Below are 17,519 nucleotides of genomic sequence, written 5' to 3'. Positions count from 1 at the left end.
CGCTGCTGCTTGGTGCTGTGTGCGCGGGAAGGCACTGCCCCCTCCCGCGCTCCGGTGTTCGCTAGAAGCGACGACGCCGCTCGTGCTCGAGGACGATCGCGGCGGCGTAGCCGTGGCTCAGCCCGTGCTCGTCGGCGAGCCAGTTGGCCCGCTCGTCACAGCGTAGGAACGACGGACCGTTGTCGATGGCTTCGAACCACTCTGGGAGTTCTCGCCCGGTTATGGACGGGACGCGGGCGATCAGCTTGTTCTGGGTCTCCGGTGAGTGGTTCAACGACATGGGCACCTCCACGGAAAAGGCGGCTTTGTGTCACAGTGCATCACCGGTCCGCGATTGACAAGCCCTCAGCGGCATAGATTTGTTACAAGATGTTGATCGAAAGTTACGGTACAGATCACCGGATCCTGCTATAGCGCAACAAAGGGGCACCGCTCCCGCAGGAACGGCGCCCCTTTCGCTCGTACGGCTAGTCGCTGCTCGTGAAGTAGCTGATGAAGCGGAGGATCTCCAGGTAGAGCCAGACGAGGCTCAGGGTCAGGCCGAACGCCATCAGCCACGAGTAGCGCTCCGGCACGCCGGCCCGCACCCCCTGCTCGATCTCACTGAAGTCGAGCAGCAGGAAGAAGCAGCCCAGCAGGATCATGGCGATGCTGAAGATCCAGCCGAGGGGCGTGTCGGCGCGCAGGCCGAAGCCTCCCGGAAGGAAGAGGCTGCCGATCCAGTTGAGCAGCATGAGGCCGATCGCGGCGAACCCGGCGGCGATCACGAACTTGGCGAACTTCGGCGTCGGCCGGAAGATCTTCATCGTGTACACCGCGAGCGTGCCGCCGAAGGCGACCATCGTGCCGAGCACGGCCTGCAGGACGATGCCCTCGGTGGCCTCGTTGTACATGTGGCTCAGCACACCGATGGCGAGGCCGTAGCACACGGAGTAGCCGAGGATCAGCGCGGGGTTCGTGCTCTGCTTGAACGACACGATGAGCCCGAGAATAAGGCCCACGATCATCGCCGGCGCCGCGAGCCCCCAGCCGAGGTCGAGGTACCAGGCCAGGGCCGCCGACACGATGAGCGTGCCGAGGGTCATGAAGCCGCGCACCACGACGTCGTCGATCGTCATGGTCCGCGCTCCCGGGGGAGCGTACGAGGGCGTGGCGTACATCTGGTTCAGCTGCTGCACGCTGGGCGTCGGACCGGCCCACGCCTGCTGACCAGCCGCCCCGCGCCGACTGAATATGGGGTTCTTACTCTCCATTCGCTTCCTCCAGGACGCGACTCACTGATCAGCCGCTGCGCGGCCTAGTGGGGATGGTGCCCGAGGAGTGGTGCTCCTACAAGCGAGAGCGCCACTCCACCACAGTGGGAACGATCAGGGTTCCACGCGAGTTCCCGCCGGTGCCATGGAAATACGCCCCTCCCCGCCAAGCGGAGTACAAACTTGAACAATTCCTTTACTTGAGGTCTTCAAGTCTAGTGCTACCGTGGTGCGGAGCCGAGAAGTAGCGGCCTGACCAGGCAGAACGCCATAGCGACCGGTCCGCCTGCCGTTGCGAGCCTCTCATTCCGAAACAGACAGGCACAGCACATCGTCGGGACGGCCACGTCGATCACACGGAGGCGGCCGCCCGCCGCGAGTGCCGCAGTCATCGCAAGGAGGACGGCGATGAACGCCAGCGGCCCACCGTTACTGCGGAGGTTCCGGCCTCATTCCATCCGAGGACGCATCACCGTCCTCGTCACGGCTCTCGCCACCCTGCTGCTCATCCCCACCGGGATCCTGGGCAGCGTGCTGGCCCGGCAGGCGTTCGCCACCGCGGTCTGGCTCGACGCGCGGCAGGAGGCCGCACTCACGGCCGCCGCATGGCGCGCCGGCCATCTGCGGGACGTCATCACCCCGCAGGTGGCCGGGATCAGCCTGGTCCAGGTGGTGGCTCCGAACCGGCGGGTGCTCGCCGCGTCGCCCGCCGCCCGGGGGATCGCCCCGCTGAGCTCCTTCTGGCCGTCTCAACAGGATCCGATGCAGGACCTGCAGGCCTGTGCGCACGACGGGATCGGCTGCCTGCGCCTGTCGGCGCTCCGGGTGACGCCCGGGGCCGACTCCCCCGTCGTCTACGCGGGACGCCCGATCGACGGATTCACTCCCGTCGCGATGTTCGACCTGCTCTTCACCGTGGAGGTGGCCGTGCTCGTCCTGCTCACCGCGTGGGCCACCTGGGTGGTCGCCGGACGCACCCTGCGGCCCGTGGAGGCCATCCGCAGCGACCTGGCCGCCGTCAACGTGCACGACCTGGACACCCGGGTGCCCGTACCGATCGGAGACGACGAGATCGCGCGGCTCGCCCGAACCGTGAACAGCACGCTCGCCCGCATCGAGCAGGCGAAGCTGACCACGGAGCGGGCCTTGCGGCGCCAGCGCGAGTTCGCCGCGGACGCCTCGCACGAACTGCGCACTCCGCTCGCCGGCCTGCGCACGCAGCTCGAGGAGGCGCAGCTGCATCCCGACGAGACCGATCTGCGGTCGCTGCTCCGGGACGCGCTTTACGACGTGGAGCGGCTCGAAGGGATCATCGACGACCTGCTCCTGCTGGCGAAGGTGGGGGCGACCGCCCCGGACCGCAAACCCGTGGACGTCTCGGCGCTGGTCAGGGACGAGGTCGCCCGCCGGGCGGACCGCATCCCCGTGCGCCTTCAGCTGGCGGACGGGGTCAGGATGCACGCCGCGCCGCGCCACCTCGCGCGCCTGCTTACCAACCTGCTCGACAACGCGCAGCGGCACGCCCGGAGCGTGGTCGAGGTCGGGCTCCGGCGTGACGAGGGCTACGTCGAGTTGTGGGTCGGCGACGACGGCCCGGGCGTCCCGGCGGGCGAACGGGAGAGGATCTTCGAGCGGTTCGCGAGGTCGGACACGGCGCGCAGCCGGGGTCATGGGGGCACCGGACTCGGCCTGGCCATCGCCCGCGACATCGCCCGCGCCCACTGCGGCACGCTCGTGGCCGCCGAGTCGCCGTACGGCGGCGCCCTGTTCGTGCTGTGCCTGCCGGTCTCCGGCTGCCCGCCGAACACCGACGCCACGGCCGCGCACGACGGGAGCCGCCGCGCCCCCGGCCCGTACGCCGAGGCCGCGCAGCTGGAGATGGCGCCAGGACCGGTGAACGAAGGGCACGCCTGACAGCGGTCAGAGGCGGGCGAACCAGTCCCGTACGGCCTGCCGCCCGCCTCCGCCGAGCGCCACCATCAGGGCGGACCGAGCCTTCACGGCGGCCAGCCCGCGCGCCCCGATGGCGCCGACCTTTCCGGCCAGCCCCAGCCCGAGCGGCAGGTCCTCCAGCGCGACCGGCCGGGTGTGGCACCGCGAGGCGACCACCACGGGGATGTCCCACTCCGCCAGTTCGCCGATGGTGGCGTACAGGGTGACCGGGACGTTCCCCGCGCCGGTGCCCTCCAGCACGACACCCCTGGCGCCGGCGTCCACGACGGCCGTGAGGAGCACGGGGTCCATCTCCGGGTACGTCTTGATCAGTGCGACGTGCGTCTCGGGCTCCCCCCGCGCGGCCGGGGGCCGTGGTGGCGGCGCGGACGTCAGTTCGGCCCGCCCGTCCACCACCCGCCCGAGGATAGGCGCGGGAGCGGAGGACATGGCCGCCATGCCCGTCGCGTCGGTCATCGTGACCCAGCGGGCCGCGTGCAGTTCGTCGTTGACGCAGATCACCGCACCGGCGCCGCGGAGAGCGGGGTCGGCGGCGGCGACCAGTGACGACGCCAGGTTGCGCGGGCCGTCGCTCGACAGCTCGTCCAGCCCGCGCACGGCACCGGTCAGCACGATGCCGCCGCGCGGCGCGGCGGGCCCGGCGAGCAGGTCCGTGAGAAAGGCCGTCTCCTCGATCGTGTCCAGGCCGTGGGTGACGACCACGCCGTCGAACCCCTCGTCGAGCAGGGCCGAGCGGGCCCGGCGGGCCAGCCGCAACATTGTGGAGGGCGAGGTGTCCCAGCTCGGCTCGGCCTGGACGTCCTCGGCCACCACCTCCACGCCGAGGTCGCCCGGCAGGGCCGCCAGCAGGTCGGCGGCCGTCGCGAGCCCGGGGCGGCTCGTTCTGCGGGCGTACGCCATGACGTCGCCCGTGGCGACCAGCAGCACGCGTCCGGTCACGAGGCGCCCTCCTCGGCGGGCCCGGAGACCCCCGCGTGCTGCTCGAGCCGCTCGACGCGCCGCAGCAGCGGCGCGATCTCCTGCCGGACGACCGCCGCGACGATCTGCGCGGCGTTCTGCGGAAGGTCCTGCGATGTGTTCTGAGAAGCGCCTTGTCCCTGGGCCCGGAGGTGGACGTAGCCGGCGAGCGCGGCGCTGACCGCGCGCCGCGTGAGGCGGGGCTCGGCGCCCCTGGCCCGCAGCACCTGCCCGGCGGCCCCGTCGGGCTCCGCGACCAGGCCGAGCAGCAGGTGCTCGCACCCGATGTAGTTGTGGCCCAGCGCGTGCGCCTCGGTGACCGCCAGTTCGAGGGCGTTGGCCGCCGCCGCGTCGAAGCGGCTCGGACCGTCCTCCCGCGCTCCCCCGTCCCCGGCCGCCTGCTCGGGGCCCGCCGTCCCGGCGGGTACGGACGGCCGGCGGCCCGCGAGGTCGCGTTCGAGCAGGGCGGGCTCGATCTCGATGGCGCGCAGGACGTGGAGGGCGAGGTTCTGGCCCTCGGCCAGCATCGCGGCGAGCAGATGCTCGGTGCCGACGCCGGAGGCGCCCTCGGCCCTGGCCCGCTCCAGCGCCAGCCGGAGGACCGCGCGGGTCCTGGAGGTGAAGTGCGACAGGCGGGGGTCGTCGATCTCGAATTCGCCGAGGACGCTCTCCCGGATGGCGGCCACCCGGCGGACCGCCTGCTCCAGTGCGCGCTGGCAGATCGCGGACACCGGAAGCGCCGCCTCCTTGACCGCCTCCGCGAGATCGTCCGGCAGGTAGACGTTGATCTTAGGCATGCCTCATTGATACCCCCAGTGGGGGCATATGTCTATAACCCCACCGTCAAGGGAGCGCGACGTACTCGCCGAGGAACTTCCGGGCCGACGGCGTGTCCAGGCGGTAGTCGAGGTTGGTGAACCGGCAGGCGTCGTCCACTCCGCTGATCGTCGTGGCCACGAGCAGCTTCGAGTCGGAGCCTCCGAGGTAGTTGGGGCCACCCGAGTCGCCGTAGCAGGTCCCGCCTTCCTTGCCCCAGGGGTCCGGCGACAGTTCGAGCCACTTGCCGCGGAGGCGCTTGAAGGAGATGGACGTCTGGCTGCGCGTGTCGGTGTAGTGGAACCGCCATCCGTGCGCCTTCTTCGTGGGGTCCACCGAGCCGTACCCGACGGGGGTGAAGCGCGCGGCCTCCAGACTGCCGTCGGCCTTGAGCCGGTCGAGCAGGCCCAGAGAAGGCAATTTGGCCGGCGTGATGCCGGGGATGGGGTCGGGGAAGACGACGACCGCCATGTCGTAGAGCCCGTTCTTACGGGTGTAGCGCGGGTCGGGCACGTAACGCCCGGCGTAGAGCGTGTCCCCGGCCCGGTAGTGGCCGGCGAAGGAGACCCGCGCGGTCTTCTGCCCGTCATGTCCGCAGTGAGCGGCCGTGAGGAAGACGGTCGGCGAGATGAGAGTGCCGGTGCAGTACGCCCAGGTGCCGTCGCGTTCCGGCGTGTCACCGATGAGGGCGCCCACTTCCGGATGATCCGCATGATCGACCGAGCCATGGGTGATGGCCGATGCCGGCGAAGCGGCACCCGCCACCAAACCGGCAATAATCATGACAAAAGGGACAAAACGCATGCACAAATGTATCCGAGCATGGGTTCCGCATGGCAAACGCCGGGAGAAGATCTACGCGTGCTCGTCAGGCCCCCGGCGTCACCGGCCGCCCGGCCGCTTTTCGTGCTGGCCCGCGTCCCGGTGCGACTCGGGCCCACCACCAGCCCTCGGAGGCCCGCATGCCCGGCCGCGAACCGGACGCGGCGTGTCACCAACCACAGGGATGGCGACCGGCCGCAAGCCGATCGTGCCCTGCCGGCCGAGCCGACGCCAGTCGTAGCAGCCGGACTAGCTGGATCAGGCGGTGGCCGGACGCGTGCTGGTCGCCGGCTTTTCACGCTGGGAGGGGATGGTGCCCCCGGTGGGACTCGAACCCACACCACAGCCCTTTTAAGGGGCTTGCCTCTGCCATTGGGCTACGGGGGCGCCGCGATCATATGTCACGGATCACTCCTCTGTAAGCAAGTTACGTCTTACGCGGCTTGTCCCCCTTTCCACAGCGGGCGAACGGCGCGGGTGGCCGCCACCCGGTCAAGGTCGCGGAGACCGTCCGTACCTTCCCTCCCGTCCATCACACCAGCATGGCAGAGCCGCGGGAAGACGGACGGCCCGGCGGCGGGTGCCGCCGGGCCGTCCGGTGTCCTGGGGTCCTGCCGCTGCGAGCGGGTCAGCGCCTGCGGCCGCTCTCCGCGGCCGCCCTGAACTCGTCGCGCGGGTGCTCGATCTCGCCGAGGGAGATCGTCTCGCGCTTGAAGAACAGCGACAGCGTCCAGTCCATCACCACGCGGACCTTGCGGTTGACCGTGGGGACCCGCGACAGGTGGTAGGTGCGGTGCATGAACCAGGCGGGGAAGCCGCGCAGCTTCATGCCGTAGACGTTGGCGACGCCCCGGTACAGGCCGAGACCGGCGACCGAGCCGGCGTACTTGTGCCGGTAGTCCTTCAGCTTCTCCCCGCGCAGGTACGCGGCGACGTTGTCGCCGAGGACCTTCGACTGCCGTACGGCGTGCTGGGCGTTGGGCGCGCAGTACTGGCCGGGGTTGGTCACGTCGGGGACGCCCGCGATGTCACCGGCGGCGAAGGCGCCCTTGACGCCCGCGATCGTCAGGCGCGTGGTGGTCTTGATCCGGCCCCGCTCGTCGAGCGGCAGGTCGGTGGAGTTGACGATCGGGCTCGGCTTGACGCCCGCGGTCCAGACGATCGTGGCCGACTCGAACTCGTCGCCGTCCGAGGTCTTGACCTGGCCGCCCTCGCAGGACTGCAGGAACGTCTCCATCTTGAGCTCGATGCCGCGCTCGCGCAGCTGCTCGGCGGTCCACTCGCCCATCTCGGGGCCGACCTCGGGCAGGATCCGGTTGGACGCCTCGATGAGCACCCAGCGCAGGTCCTTCTTCTCGATGCTCGGGTAGTACCTGATCGCGTCCTCGGTCATGTCCTCGAGCTCGGCGAGGGCCTCGATGCCCGCGAAGCCGCCGCCGACCACGACGAAGGTCAGCGCCCGGCGGCGCACGTCCTCGTCGTCGCTCGACTCGGCCCGGTCGAGGAGGGCGATCACCCGGTTGCGCAGCGCGATGGCCTCGCCGACGGTCTTGAAGCCGATGGCCGCGTCCTCCAGGCCGGGGATCGGCAGCGTACGCGAGATCGAGCCGGCCGCCATGACGATGACGTCGTACTCCATCTCGCGGGACTGGCCCGCGCCGGGCTCGAAGGTCAGGGTGCGCGCCTCGTGGTGGACCTTGGAGACCTTGCCGTTGAGGATGCGCACCTTCGGCAGCACCCGGCGCAGCGGGGCCACGACGTGGCGCGGCGAGATGTTGCCGGCCGCCGCCTCGGGGAGGAACGGCTGGTAGGTCATGTACGACTGCGGGTCGATGAGCGTGATCCGCACGCTGCCGTCGCGCAGCTCACGGCGGAGCGTGCGCTGGAGACGAAGAGCCGTGTAGAGGCCCACGTACCCACCGCCGACGATGACGACGTGCTTCCAGTTGCGGTCTGCCACGATGCCCTCCCAAGGCTTGTGAAAGCATTCACAAGCCTACGTCACAAGATGGCAACCGCACCAATCCACCAGAGCCGAAGGTCTAGTGATTTTCCCCACTTAGTCATCTTGCGGTGACATTTCTCAGGAAAATTCCCGCAAACTTCCCCAAGTGACCGAGTTCACACTTGTGAAATGGTTCACAAGGTGCCCAGGGCCACGGCCCGGGCGAAGACCGCGTCGAGCATGTCCGCGGTGACCCGGCCGGTGAAGGTGTTCTGCTGGCTGGGGTGGTAACAGCCGATGAGCGTGACCGGGGCGGCGCCGTACGAGACGGGCACCTCCACGCCGTGCCCGAACGGCGGCCTGCGGGACGGCAGCGTGAACCCGGCCGTGCGCAGCGCGGGCCACACGGCCTGCCAGGCGAAACCGCCCAGCGCGACGATCACCCGGGTCGTGCCCGCCACCAGTGCGAGCTCCCTGGCGAGCCAGGGGAAACAGGTGTCACGCTCCTCCGGCGTCGGCTTGTTGGCGGGTGGCGCGCACCGCACCGCCGCCATCATGCGCGCGCCGATCAGCCGCTGCCCGTCGTCCGCGCGCACGCTGGTCTCCTGCGCGGCGAGCCCGGTGCGGTACAGCGACGCGAACAGCCAGTCACCGCTGCGGTCGCCGGTGAAGATCCGGCCGGTCCGGTTGCCGCCGTGCGCGGCGGGAGCCAGGCCCACGATGAGCGTGTGCGGCTCCTCGTCGCCCCAGCCCGCGATCGGCCGGCCCCAGTAGGTCTCGTCCGCGAACGCCCGCCGCTTGACGTCGGCGACCTCCTCCCGCCACTCCACGAGACGCGGGCAGGCGCGGCACACCGACTGCCGGGCGGTCAGTTCGGCGGGCGTACGGCTCTCGGCCGCGAGTTTGGCGACCTCACGGGCGTTCTGGGCGACGGGGGTGTCCGGGGCAGCGGGGTCGCCCGGCCAGCCGGAACCGGGAGGAACGAAGCTCATGACACCGATCGTGCCAGGTCAAACGGGATGCGTCGGCCGGAGCCGGGATCTGCCCGCGACGACGCCCCCCTCCACGACGTCCGAGTGTCATGAGAGGTCACACCGAAGAAGATTCCAATCTTTTCCGTCGTATGGGAGATGGGTACGTACGGCCCGTGTCCATCGACTCATGCCCCCCGCTGTTCGGCCCGGCGTTCGACGCCGACCCCTACCCCGCCTACGACTGGCTGCGCCGCAACGCGCCGGTGACCCGCGTGCCCCTGCCGGGCTGCGAGGCGTGGCTGGTCACGCGGTACGAGGACGCCGTGGCCGCGCTCACCCATCCCTCGCTCGCCAAGGACCCGGCGGCGGGCTCGCCCGAGTGGCGGGCCGCCAATCTCGGCCTGCCCCTGGACCACCGGCCGGGGCTCGCCCGGCACATGCTCAACGCCGACGGAGGCGACCACGCTCGGCTGCGGCGGCTCGTGAGCGGGGCCTTCACGCCCCGGCGCATCGCGGGGCTGCGTGCGCGGGCGCTGGAGGTCACCGACGCGCTGCTCGACCGCCTCGACGGCCCGGAGGCGGATCTGGTCTCCGGCCTCGCCTATCCCCTGCCGATCACGATCATCTGCGACCTGCTCGGCGTGCCGGAGGAGGACCGGGCCACCTTCCACCGCCACGCCTCTGTGATCGACTCCGCGGCGGCGTCCGATGTGGAGGAGATCACCCGCGCCACCGACGCCCTGGAGGGCTTCCTGGCCGACCTCGTCGAGCTCAAGCGTTCCCGGCCGGGCAACGACATGCTCACCGACCTCGTACGGCGGTCGAACCAGGGCGAGATCGACAAGAACGAGCTGACCTCGACCGCGTTCCTGCTCCTCGTCGCGGGTCATGAGACGACCGTGGCGCTGATCGGCAACGGCCTGCTCGCGCTGCTGCGCCATCCCGGCCAGGCGGCGGCCCTGCGCGCCGACCCCAAGCGGCTGCCGGACTTCATCGACGAGATGCTCCGGTACGACGGTCCCGTACGGAACGCGACCTGGCGCTTTCCCACCGAGCCGGTGGTCATCGGCGGCCAGGAGATGCTGCCCGGGGAGCCCATTCTCGTCTCCCTGCTGGCCGCCAACCGGGACCCGGCGGCGTTCGCCGACCCGGACGCGTTCGCCCCCGGCCGGATCGGCGAGCCGCACCTCGCCTTCGGCCGGGGCCCGCACTACTGCATCGGCGCCGCCCTGGCCAAGGTGGAGGGGGAGGCCGCGATCGGCCGGGTGCTCGAACGGTTTCCCGATCTGGCCCTGGCCGTCGATCCCGCCACGCTCACGTGGTGGCCGAGCGCGATCATGCGCGGCCTGTTCGCCCTGCCCGTCCGCCTGCACGGCTGACGTCCCGCCTCCGGCTCCGTCCACAGGGCGGAGCCGGAGTGGGGCCCCCGCCGCCCGGGGTCAGCGCGTCGGCGTGGCGGAGGCCGACGGGGAGCCGGACGGCTCGGCCGAGGGGGTGGCGGAGGGCGTGGGCGTCGGCCCGGCGGACACGCAGGTCGCCTCCGGTTCGGTGGGATCGGCGCGGCGCTCCACGGGCTTCAGCGGCAGCGGGTAGGCGTTGCGGATCGGCGGCTCGCCGTCGCAGGGGATGGCGATCTCCTGGTCGAAGCCCTGCTCCACCATGATCGGGTTGCCGTCCTGGTCGTAGAGCCGGACGTTGTGCAGCGGCGTGCCGTCCTCGGCGTACGGGAAGATGTTGGTCACGTTCCCGCCCAGCGACGACACGCTCTCCACCTGTACGCCCATCGCGTGCATCGCCGGCCGGGGGCCGTAGTCGAACGCGACGCTCCGCGCCGACGTGCTGGGGACGTCGGCCATCGTCCCCAGCACGAGGGCCACGGCCAGCAGGTTGGCCCCGAGCAGCAGCACCCGGCCCCAGCGCGGCGCCCCCGTGCGGCCGCGCCGGCCCAGCCACACCGACCCCCAGACGACCGCCAGCGTGAACACCCACGCGGGGATGTCGCCGGGGACCAGCCCCGGAGCGCTGATCGGCGCGAGCACGGCCAGCGCGATGGCGTAGCCCCGCAGGACCCACCACGCGGGACGCAGCTCGGGGGCGAAGACGGCCGCCTGGCGGTAGGGCGGCAGCACGAGCAGCCGCGTGTGCGCGCGCCGGACGGCTCCGGTCACCCGCTCGCGCAGCCGCCCGCCCAGCGAGGAGCCGCCTCCGCCCTGCGGCCTCCCGCCGTAGGCGGCCCGCAGCTCGGCGGCGTACGCCTCGGGGCTGCCGAGGCGTTCCTCCAGCGACATGCCCGGCTCGGCGGCGACCTCGGCGAGATGCTCGTCCAGGTCCTCCAGCAGCGTCTCCCTGTCACGGGCGGGGAGATCGGCGAGCGCCTCGCGTACCGCGGCGGCGTAGTCCTGGGGCGTCATCGGGGGGTTCATCCTGGGTCGACCTCCTTGAGCAGGTCGTTCATGGTGGCGGCGAAGGACGTCCACGTCTTCGCCGAGGTCTGCAGGAGCGAGCGGCCCACGTCGTTCAGGCCGTAGTACTTGCGGTGCGGCCCCTCTTCGGAGGCGACCACGTAGGAGGTGAGCGCTCCGGCCTTGTAGAGCCGGCGCAGCGTCCCGTACACCGAGGCGTCGCCGACGTCCTCCAGCCCGGCCTCACGCAGCCGGCGCACGACGTCGTATCCATAGCTGTCGCGCTCGGCGAGCACCGCGAGGACCGCCAAATCGAGGACCCCTTTGAGGAGCTGGCTACCGTCCACGCACCGCACAGTACTACGCATCGCAGAATAGTGCCAAGATCTCGCGTTACGCTCCGGCCGCGAGTCGCGTCAGACGCGGACGACGTACTTGCCGGCGCCGAGCCGGGCCGCGTCGGTGAGCAGCAGCAGCGCGCTCGTCAACATCAGCGGGCGGGCGCCACGGCCACCTCGGCCAGGCCGCCGGACGGGGTGAACGCGGCCACCCGCTGCCCCGGCACCAGGCCGGAGACCCCCGGGCCCACCTGGCGGACGGTCCCCGCCACCTCCTTGCCCGGCACGAACGGCCACGCGGTGACGTAGCCCGGGTCTCCCCTGCGCGCCATCACGTCGATGAAGTTCACACCCGCGTGGGAGACGTCGACGGACACCTCCCCCTCGCCGGGCTCGGGCACCGGAATGTCCCCGATCTCGGTCAGGTCCGATCCGCGCGGGGCTGCTCGACTCGATCCTCGACGCCTACGAGGCGCACGCCGAGGCCGTCGCTCCCTGAATCGCGCTTGTGCCCGGACTTGGGCGAGCAGGTTCAGGCGAGGGACCAGGCGATGCCGTCGAGGATGTCGTGCTCGCTCACCACGACCTCGGAGAAGCCGTAGCGGCGGACGATGCGGTCGAGGATGAGCGCGCCCGCGCCGATGACGTCCACCCGGCCCGGGTGCATCACCGGGATGGCCGCCCGCTCGTCGTGCGTCATGTCCAGCAGCCGCGCGGACACCTCGTGGACCCGCCCGGCGGGGATGCGCGAGTGGTGGATGCGCGCCGGATCGTAGGCGGGCAGGCCGAGCGCGATCCCGGCGACCGTGGTGACCGAGCCCGCCAGGCCGACCAGCGTGTGCGCCGTGCGCACGGGGACGCTCTCCTCGACCCGGTCCATGGCCGCCTCGATGTCGGCGACGGCGGCCTCCACGTCCCCGGCGGCCGGCGGGTCGTCGCGCAGGTGGCGCTCGGTCAGCCGTACGCAGCCGATGTCCACCGACAGCGCGCCCTCGACGGACCGGGAGCCGACGACGAACTCCGTGGAGCCGCCCCCGATGTCCACCACCAGGAAGGGCGTCTCGGCGGCGGACCCGGCGAGGCCCCGGGTGGCGCCGGTGAAGGACAGCCGTGCCTCCTCGTCACCGGTCACCACCTCCGGCTCCACGCCGAAGATGTCCCGTACGCCGGAGACGAAGTCGGCCCGGTTGGCGGCGTCACGCGTCGCCGACGTGGCGACCACGCGGACCGGCACGGGGCCGTCCGGGGAGTGCTCCCTGATCAGCTTGGCGTACCCGCGCATGGCGCCGAAGGTCCGCTCCAGGGCCTCCGGCGCGAGCCGTCCCGTACGGTCGACGTCCTGGCCGAGCCGGACGATCTCCATCCGCCGCTCGACGTCGGTGAGGCCGTCGCCCGCGATGTCCGCGATGAGCAGCCGGACCGAGTTGGTCCCGCAGTCGATGGCCGCGACCCGCTTCGTTCCCACGCTCATCCCTCCCGGCCTCCGATCGCCTCTTCCGGCTTCTCCACGTCGACGCAGGGGCCGTCGGCCCACCAGTCGGGCAGCGCGTCCAGGGCCTCCCGGCCGAACGGGTTGACCCCCGGCGCGGCCAGCTCGTGGGCGACCAGCGCGTGCAGGCACTTGACCCGGTCCGGCATGCCGCCGGCGCTCTGCATGTCGCGCGGCAGCGGCTCCAGGCCCTCCTCGTCGGCCGCGCGGTCGCGGCGGGCGACGTAGTCCTCGTGGGCCGCCCGGTACGCCTCGGCCAGCTCGGGGTCCTCGGCGAGCCGTGCCTGCATCCGCCGCATCAGCCCGGACGACTCCAGCGTGCCGATCGCCGAGGCCGCCCTGGGACAGGTCAGGTAGAACAAGGTCGGGAACGGCGCGCCGTCGGGCAGCCGGGGCGCGGTCTCCAGCACGTCGGGCAGCCCGCAGGGACACCGGTGGGCGACGGCCCGCACCCCGCGCGGCTGCCGCCCGAGCTGCGCCCGCGCCGCCTCCAGGTCCGCCTGGTCCACGGCGCCCAGCTGGTCGTCCGCCACGTCGATCTCCTCGCCCTTCACGATGCCCGCCGCGGTCCTCATCCCGCCGTCCTCATCCCGACGCCGGGGACGCAGTCGGCGTCGGCGCCGGGCTCCGCTGCCCCTGCTGCGGTACGGCGGGCCGCCCCTTGTCGGCCGCCTCGAACGACCGCCAGAGCGTGACGTACCAGGCGGGCCGCTCCGGCGGCTTCGTCCCGGCCTTCGCGGCGGCGGCGCCGGCCTTCTCCTCGTCGAGCACCTGGTAGCAGTCCGCGCCCGGCTCGCAGTAGAACAGCCGCTCCTTGGCCAGGCGCTTGATGTATTCCGGGTCCTCCAGCCGCCGGCGCCGCTCCTCCAGGTTCTGGAGCTTGCGCAGCGCGTTCGCCTGCTGCTGCTCCAGCTGGGCGATCTGCCGGCGCTGGGCGACGTACTCGCGCACGGGGTAGGCCAGGCTCATGGCGATGGCGCACACGACGACCGCGAGGATCGCCGCGCGCCCGGTGAGCTGCGGCCGCTTCGCCGCCACGAAACCACCCCTCCCGGCCGGTCAGCGCATGGCCCGATCGACGGCCACCCTAACCGCCCGTCCCGGCCGTCCACGCCCCACATCGCGTAGGCGCTCGCCGCACCGCGTGTGCGGGGCGCGTCCAGCCGGGCTACCCGCGTGTGCCGCCGCTATCCCTGGAAGCGCGGGAAGGCGGCGCGACCGGCGTACCGCGCCGAGTCGTCGAGCAGCTCCTCGATGCGCAGGAGCTGGTTGTACTTGGCCACCCGGTCCGAGCGGGCCGGGGCACCGGTCTTGATCTGGCCGCAGTTGGTGGCCACGGCGAGGTCGGCGATCGTGGTGTCTTCGGTCTCGCCGGAGCGGTGGCTCATCATGCAGCGGTAGCCGCTGCGGTGGGCCAGGTCGACCGCGTCGAGGGTCTCCGACAGCGTGCCGATCTGGTTCACCTTCACCAGCAGCGCGTTGGCGGCGCCCTCGGCGATGCCGCGGCCGAGCCGCTCGGGGTTGGTGACGAACAGGTCGTCGCCCACGAGCTGGACCTTGGCGCCGAGGGAGGTGGTGATGGCCTTCCAGCCCTCCCAGTCCTCCTCGTTCAGCGGGTCCTCGATGGAGACCAGCGGGTAGGAGCGGACCAGGTCCTCGTAGAAGGCGATCAGCTCGGCGGACGACACGCCCTTGCCGTCGATCGTGTAGACGCCGTCGTTGTGGAACTCGCTGGCCGCGACGTCGAGCGCGAGCGCGATGTCCTGGCCCGGCGTGTAACCGGCCTTCTCGATGGCGACCAGGATCAGGTCGAGCGCGTCGCGGTTCGACGGCAGGTTCGGCGCGAAGCCGCCCTCGTCGCCGAGGCCGGTGGCGTAGCCCTTCTCCTTCAGCACGCTCTTGAGCGTGTGGTAGGTCTCCGCGCCCATGCGCAGCGCCTCGGAGAACGTCTCGGCGCCGATCGGCGCGATCATGAACTCCTGGATGTCCACGTTGGTGTCGGCGTGCGCGCCGCCGTTCAGGATGTTCATCATCGGCACGGGCAGGATGTGCGCGTTGGGCCCGCCGACGTAACGGAACAGGGGCAGGTCGGCGCTGTCGGCGGCGGCCTTGGCGACGGCCAGCGAGATGCCGAGGAGCGCGTTGGCCCCGAGGCGGGCCTTGTTGGGCGTGCCGTCCAGATCGATCATCGTCTGGTCGATGAGACGCTGCTCCTCGGCGTCGAAGCCGATCAGCTCGTCGGCGATCTCGTCGGTCACGCCGAGGACGGCCTTCTCGACACCCTTGCCGAGATAGCGCTTCTTGTCGCCGTCGCGCAGTTCGACGGCCTCGAACTGGCCGGTGGAGGCGCCACTCGGAACGGCGGCGCGGCCGGTGCTGTAGTCGTCCAGCAGTACCTCGACCTCGACCGTGGGGTTCCCACGGGAATCGAGAATCTCGCGGGCGGTGATGGCCTCGATGGCAGCCACGAACGCTCCTAGCAGAATGGCGGGCGGTTTGCCGTCTGAGCCTATCGGTCCCTACTACTCGGTACGGCGGAGGGCCGCCCGTTCACGGCGTGTCCGGCGGCGTCAGCGGCGGTCGTCCTCCCACTCCTCCACGCGCCGCCGGTACTCCCTGGCCGCCGCCCGCAGCTCGGCCTCGGGGTCGAGCCCCGCGTCCTGGATCTCCCGTACGAGCGCGAACAGGCGGGCGCCGGCGGGCGTGGCGAGGTCCTCGGCGAGCACGCCGGGCGCACCGGCGCGGCCGGCCCGGCGCAGGAGCTGGGCGGCCAGGGAGACCGCGGGCTGGCCCATGGGAACACCGCTGAGCACCGAGCCGGTCTCCCCCTTGGCGGCCCGCTCCGCCGCCTTGATCGTCTCCCAGTTGTCGCTGACCTCACCGGCGCCGGAGACCTCGACGTCCGCGAACACGTGGGGATGACGGCGGACCAGCTTCTCCACGATCCCGGCCGCGACGTCGTCGATGTCGAACCCGTCCCCATCCGTCCCCATGCGCTCCTGAGCGAGACGGGCGTGGAACACCACCTGGAGCAGCAGGTCGCCGAGCTCCTCGCGCAGCGGCGCGCCGTAGTCGCCCTCGTCGATGGTCTCCAGCACCTCGTAGGCCTCTTCGACCAGGTACGGCACGAGCGACTCATGGGTCTGCTTGCGGTCCCACGGGCATTCGCGGCGCAGGCGGTCCATCACCTGGACGAGATCGAGCAGCCGGGCCCCCGGCAGGTCGTAGGAACCGGGGACGACCTCGATCTCCGGCGGCTCGTCCAGGGAGATCACGGCGTGGCCGACCGCGCGCATGAAGTCCTCGTCGCCGTCCTGCGCGGCCAGCCATACCACCGTCTCCGTACGGCTCGCGCGCGCGATCGCGCCGGGGTCCGGAGTCACCACCTCGACCCGGACGCCGGCCTCGTCGAGGTAGGGCAGACAGGGGTGGTCGGGGGTGCCGGTGAGCACCCGTCCTCCCGTGAGGGCCTTCCACGCCGCGGGGGCGAACAGCCCCGGAGCGACCCTGGGCGAGGTGGTCACCACGATCAACGCCATGTCCCCACCCTAATCACCCCTCATGGCGTGATCTTGCAAAAGGTTGCAGATCACCCCGCCCACCTGCACCGCCACACTCCGTGATCTTGCAGAAGGTTGCAGACCACGCCGCTCACCTGCGCCGCGCATTTCGTGATCTTGCACAATCTCGGCCGCGGCCGCCACTACCAGCCACAACCCGATTCGTGATCTTGCAATTGCATGATCACGAATCAGATCTGGCCAGGTCGGGTACCACACTGCACGAAAAGTGCATGATCACGAAGACCGAAAGCGCAGGTCACGACGGCACCTGCGACAAACTACAAGATCACGGCCGTCGTCGGGTCAGCCCGCTTGGGGGGCGCCTTCCGCGCCCGGCGCGCCTTCCGCCCCCGGCGCGCCTTCCGCGCCCGCACCGGGTGCGCCCGCGCTGGCGCCGAAGCGGTCGTCGGCGACGAAGCCCTGCTGGGGGTCGAACTTGCCGTAGCGCGGGCTGTACTTCACCGGCACGGCCGAGTCGGCCTCCTCGACGATCTTCTGGAGGGCGGCCTGCTGGCTCGCCTGGTCCTGACCCGCCCCGGACTGCTGCGCCAGCTTGTTGCGGACGATGACGGCGCGGATGAAGTCGCGGCTCTCGTCCAGCGGGATGCCGTTGGCCAGCAGCACCTTGTTGAACTGGTCCCAGCCGCCCTGGGCGACGGCGACGTCGTCCACCTCACGGTCGGTGACCGTGACGCCCTTGCGCCGGCCGAGCTCCTGGAACTGCCTGCTCGTGGTCATGTTGAGCAGGACCGTCTGCGGCAGCGAGAAGGACAGCTGGAGCTGGTTTTCGGGGATCTTGTTCGCGGCCAGGTCGGCGCGCAGCTCGCGGACCTCGTCGTTCAGCTGGCTGGAGGTGATGCGCTCATTGCCCACGATGGCCGCGGAACCCGCCTGCACGGGACCACCGCACGCGGTCACGGCGATACCGGCCGCCGCCAGCGCCACGGCGACGCGCACTCGATACGACTTCACGGACGATCCTCCCGAACGACACCGGCCACGCATAT

The 17,519-nt window shown here is 71.3% G+C and carries 18 protein-coding genes and 1 tRNA gene; 2 read left to right on the top strand and 17 right to left on the bottom strand.

Features of this window, described 5'->3' with window-relative positions:
- Positions 1-61 precede the first annotated feature (61 nt).
- Together AAH991_RS17570 and AAH991_RS17565 are read right to left on the bottom strand one after the other, a co-directional pair.
- Positions 62-280 carry a DUF4287 domain-containing protein gene (locus AAH991_RS17570; RefSeq protein ID WP_169983440.1) on the bottom strand — a complete coding sequence of 73 codons (219 nt, stop codon included), beginning with the start codon at positions 278-280 and terminating at the stop codon, positions 62-64.
- A 187-nt stretch (positions 281-467) separates the two neighbouring features.
- Positions 468-1,253 (bottom strand): Bax inhibitor-1/YccA family protein, encoded by a 786-nt coding sequence (locus AAH991_RS17565; RefSeq protein ID WP_346226913.1) that lies wholly within the window; start codon positions 1,251-1,253, stop codon positions 468-470.
- 408 nt (positions 1,254-1,661) lie between these two features.
- On the opposite strand from AAH991_RS17565, the gene AAH991_RS17560 reads away from it, so the two are divergent.
- A complete protein-coding gene (locus tag AAH991_RS17560; RefSeq protein ID WP_346226912.1) occupies positions 1,662-3,167 on the top strand; it encodes a sensor histidine kinase in 1,506 nt (501 codons plus the stop codon).
- 6 nt (positions 3,168-3,173) lie between these two features.
- On the opposite strand, the gene AAH991_RS17555 is transcribed toward AAH991_RS17560, so the two are convergent.
- The 6 genes from AAH991_RS17555 to AAH991_RS17530 form a co-directional block, all read right to left on the bottom strand.
- Entirely contained in the window at positions 3,174-4,145 is a 972-nt protein-coding gene (locus AAH991_RS17555) for an asparaginase (protein WP_346226911.1), read from the bottom strand.
- On the bottom strand, positions 4,142-4,960 hold the full coding sequence (locus tag AAH991_RS17550; protein WP_346226910.1) for a Clp protease N-terminal domain-containing protein: 819 nt from the start codon (positions 4,958-4,960) through the stop codon (positions 4,142-4,144). Before AAH991_RS17550 ends, AAH991_RS17555 begins: the two co-directional genes overlap by 4 nt.
- A gap of 46 nt (positions 4,961-5,006) precedes the next feature.
- Positions 5,007-5,675, bottom strand: a complete 669-nt coding sequence (locus AAH991_RS17545; protein WP_346226909.1) for a trypsin-like serine protease — start codon at positions 5,673-5,675, stop codon at positions 5,007-5,009.
- A gap of 437 nt (positions 5,676-6,112) precedes the next feature.
- A tRNA-Leu gene (locus AAH991_RS17540) sits at positions 6,113-6,188 on the bottom strand.
- 241 nt (positions 6,189-6,429) lie between these two features.
- Positions 6,430-7,764: an NAD(P)/FAD-dependent oxidoreductase gene (locus tag AAH991_RS17535; RefSeq protein ID WP_346227021.1), complete on the bottom strand. Its 1,335-nt coding sequence runs from the start codon at positions 7,762-7,764 to the stop codon at positions 6,430-6,432.
- A 176-nt stretch (positions 7,765-7,940) separates the two neighbouring features.
- Positions 7,941-8,738, bottom strand: a complete 798-nt coding sequence (locus tag AAH991_RS17530) for a uracil-DNA glycosylase (RefSeq protein WP_346226908.1) — start codon at positions 8,736-8,738, stop codon at positions 7,941-7,943.
- A 155-nt stretch (positions 8,739-8,893) separates the two neighbouring features.
- On the opposite strand from AAH991_RS17530, the gene AAH991_RS17525 reads away from it, so the two are divergent.
- Positions 8,894-10,099: a cytochrome P450 family protein gene (locus AAH991_RS17525; RefSeq protein WP_346226907.1), complete on the top strand. Its 1,206-nt coding sequence runs from the start codon at positions 8,894-8,896 to the stop codon at positions 10,097-10,099.
- Between the two features lie 60 nt (positions 10,100-10,159).
- Here AAH991_RS17525 and AAH991_RS17520 read toward each other — a convergent pair whose 3' ends face one another.
- From AAH991_RS17520 to AAH991_RS17480, 9 genes are all read right to left on the bottom strand, one after another.
- Complete coding sequence (locus tag AAH991_RS17520; protein WP_346226906.1) at positions 10,160-11,143, bottom strand: DUF1700 domain-containing protein; 984 nt, start codon at positions 11,141-11,143, stop codon at positions 10,160-10,162.
- Positions 11,140-11,469: a PadR family transcriptional regulator gene (locus tag AAH991_RS17515; RefSeq protein WP_346226905.1), complete on the bottom strand. Its 330-nt coding sequence runs from the start codon at positions 11,467-11,469 to the stop codon at positions 11,140-11,142. Before AAH991_RS17515 ends, AAH991_RS17520 begins: the two co-directional genes overlap by 4 nt.
- A 143-nt stretch (positions 11,470-11,612) precedes the next feature.
- Positions 11,613-11,861 carry an alcohol dehydrogenase catalytic domain-containing protein gene (locus tag AAH991_RS17510; RefSeq protein ID WP_346226904.1) on the bottom strand — a complete coding sequence of 83 codons (249 nt, stop codon included), beginning with the start codon at positions 11,859-11,861 and terminating at the stop codon, positions 11,613-11,615.
- Between the two features lie 131 nt (positions 11,862-11,992).
- Positions 11,993-12,925 (bottom strand): Ppx/GppA phosphatase family protein, encoded by a 933-nt coding sequence (locus tag AAH991_RS17505; protein WP_346226903.1) that lies wholly within the window; start codon positions 12,923-12,925, stop codon positions 11,993-11,995.
- A 2-nt stretch (positions 12,926-12,927) separates the two neighbouring features.
- On the bottom strand, positions 12,928-13,524 hold the full coding sequence (locus tag AAH991_RS17500) for a DUF501 domain-containing protein (protein ID WP_346226902.1): 597 nt from the start codon (positions 13,522-13,524) through the stop codon (positions 12,928-12,930).
- A gap of 10 nt (positions 13,525-13,534) precedes the next feature.
- Positions 13,535-13,987, bottom strand: a complete 453-nt coding sequence (locus AAH991_RS17495; protein ID WP_346226901.1) for an FtsB family cell division protein — start codon at positions 13,985-13,987, stop codon at positions 13,535-13,537.
- A 149-nt stretch (positions 13,988-14,136) separates the two neighbouring features.
- Positions 14,137-15,417: a phosphopyruvate hydratase gene (gene eno / locus AAH991_RS17490; protein ID WP_346226900.1), complete on the bottom strand. Its 1,281-nt coding sequence runs from the start codon at positions 15,415-15,417 to the stop codon at positions 14,137-14,139.
- A 102-nt stretch (positions 15,418-15,519) separates the two neighbouring features.
- Complete coding sequence (locus tag AAH991_RS17485; RefSeq protein ID WP_346226899.1) at positions 15,520-16,488, bottom strand: nucleoside triphosphate pyrophosphohydrolase; 969 nt, start codon at positions 16,486-16,488, stop codon at positions 15,520-15,522.
- 327 nt (positions 16,489-16,815) lie between these two features.
- Positions 16,816-17,484, bottom strand: coding sequence for a SurA N-terminal domain-containing protein (locus tag AAH991_RS17480; protein WP_346226898.1), 669 nt, complete (start codon positions 17,482-17,484; stop codon positions 16,816-16,818).
- Positions 17,485-17,519: the final 35 nt, after the last annotated feature.

This window comes from Microbispora sp. ZYX-F-249, assembly GCF_039649665.1.
GTDB classification, from domain to species: domain Bacteria; phylum Actinomycetota; class Actinomycetes; order Streptosporangiales; family Streptosporangiaceae; genus Microbispora; species Microbispora maris.
The sequence above is the reverse complement of the archived record's forward strand: the minus strand, read 5'-3'. Positions and strand labels throughout refer to the sequence as shown.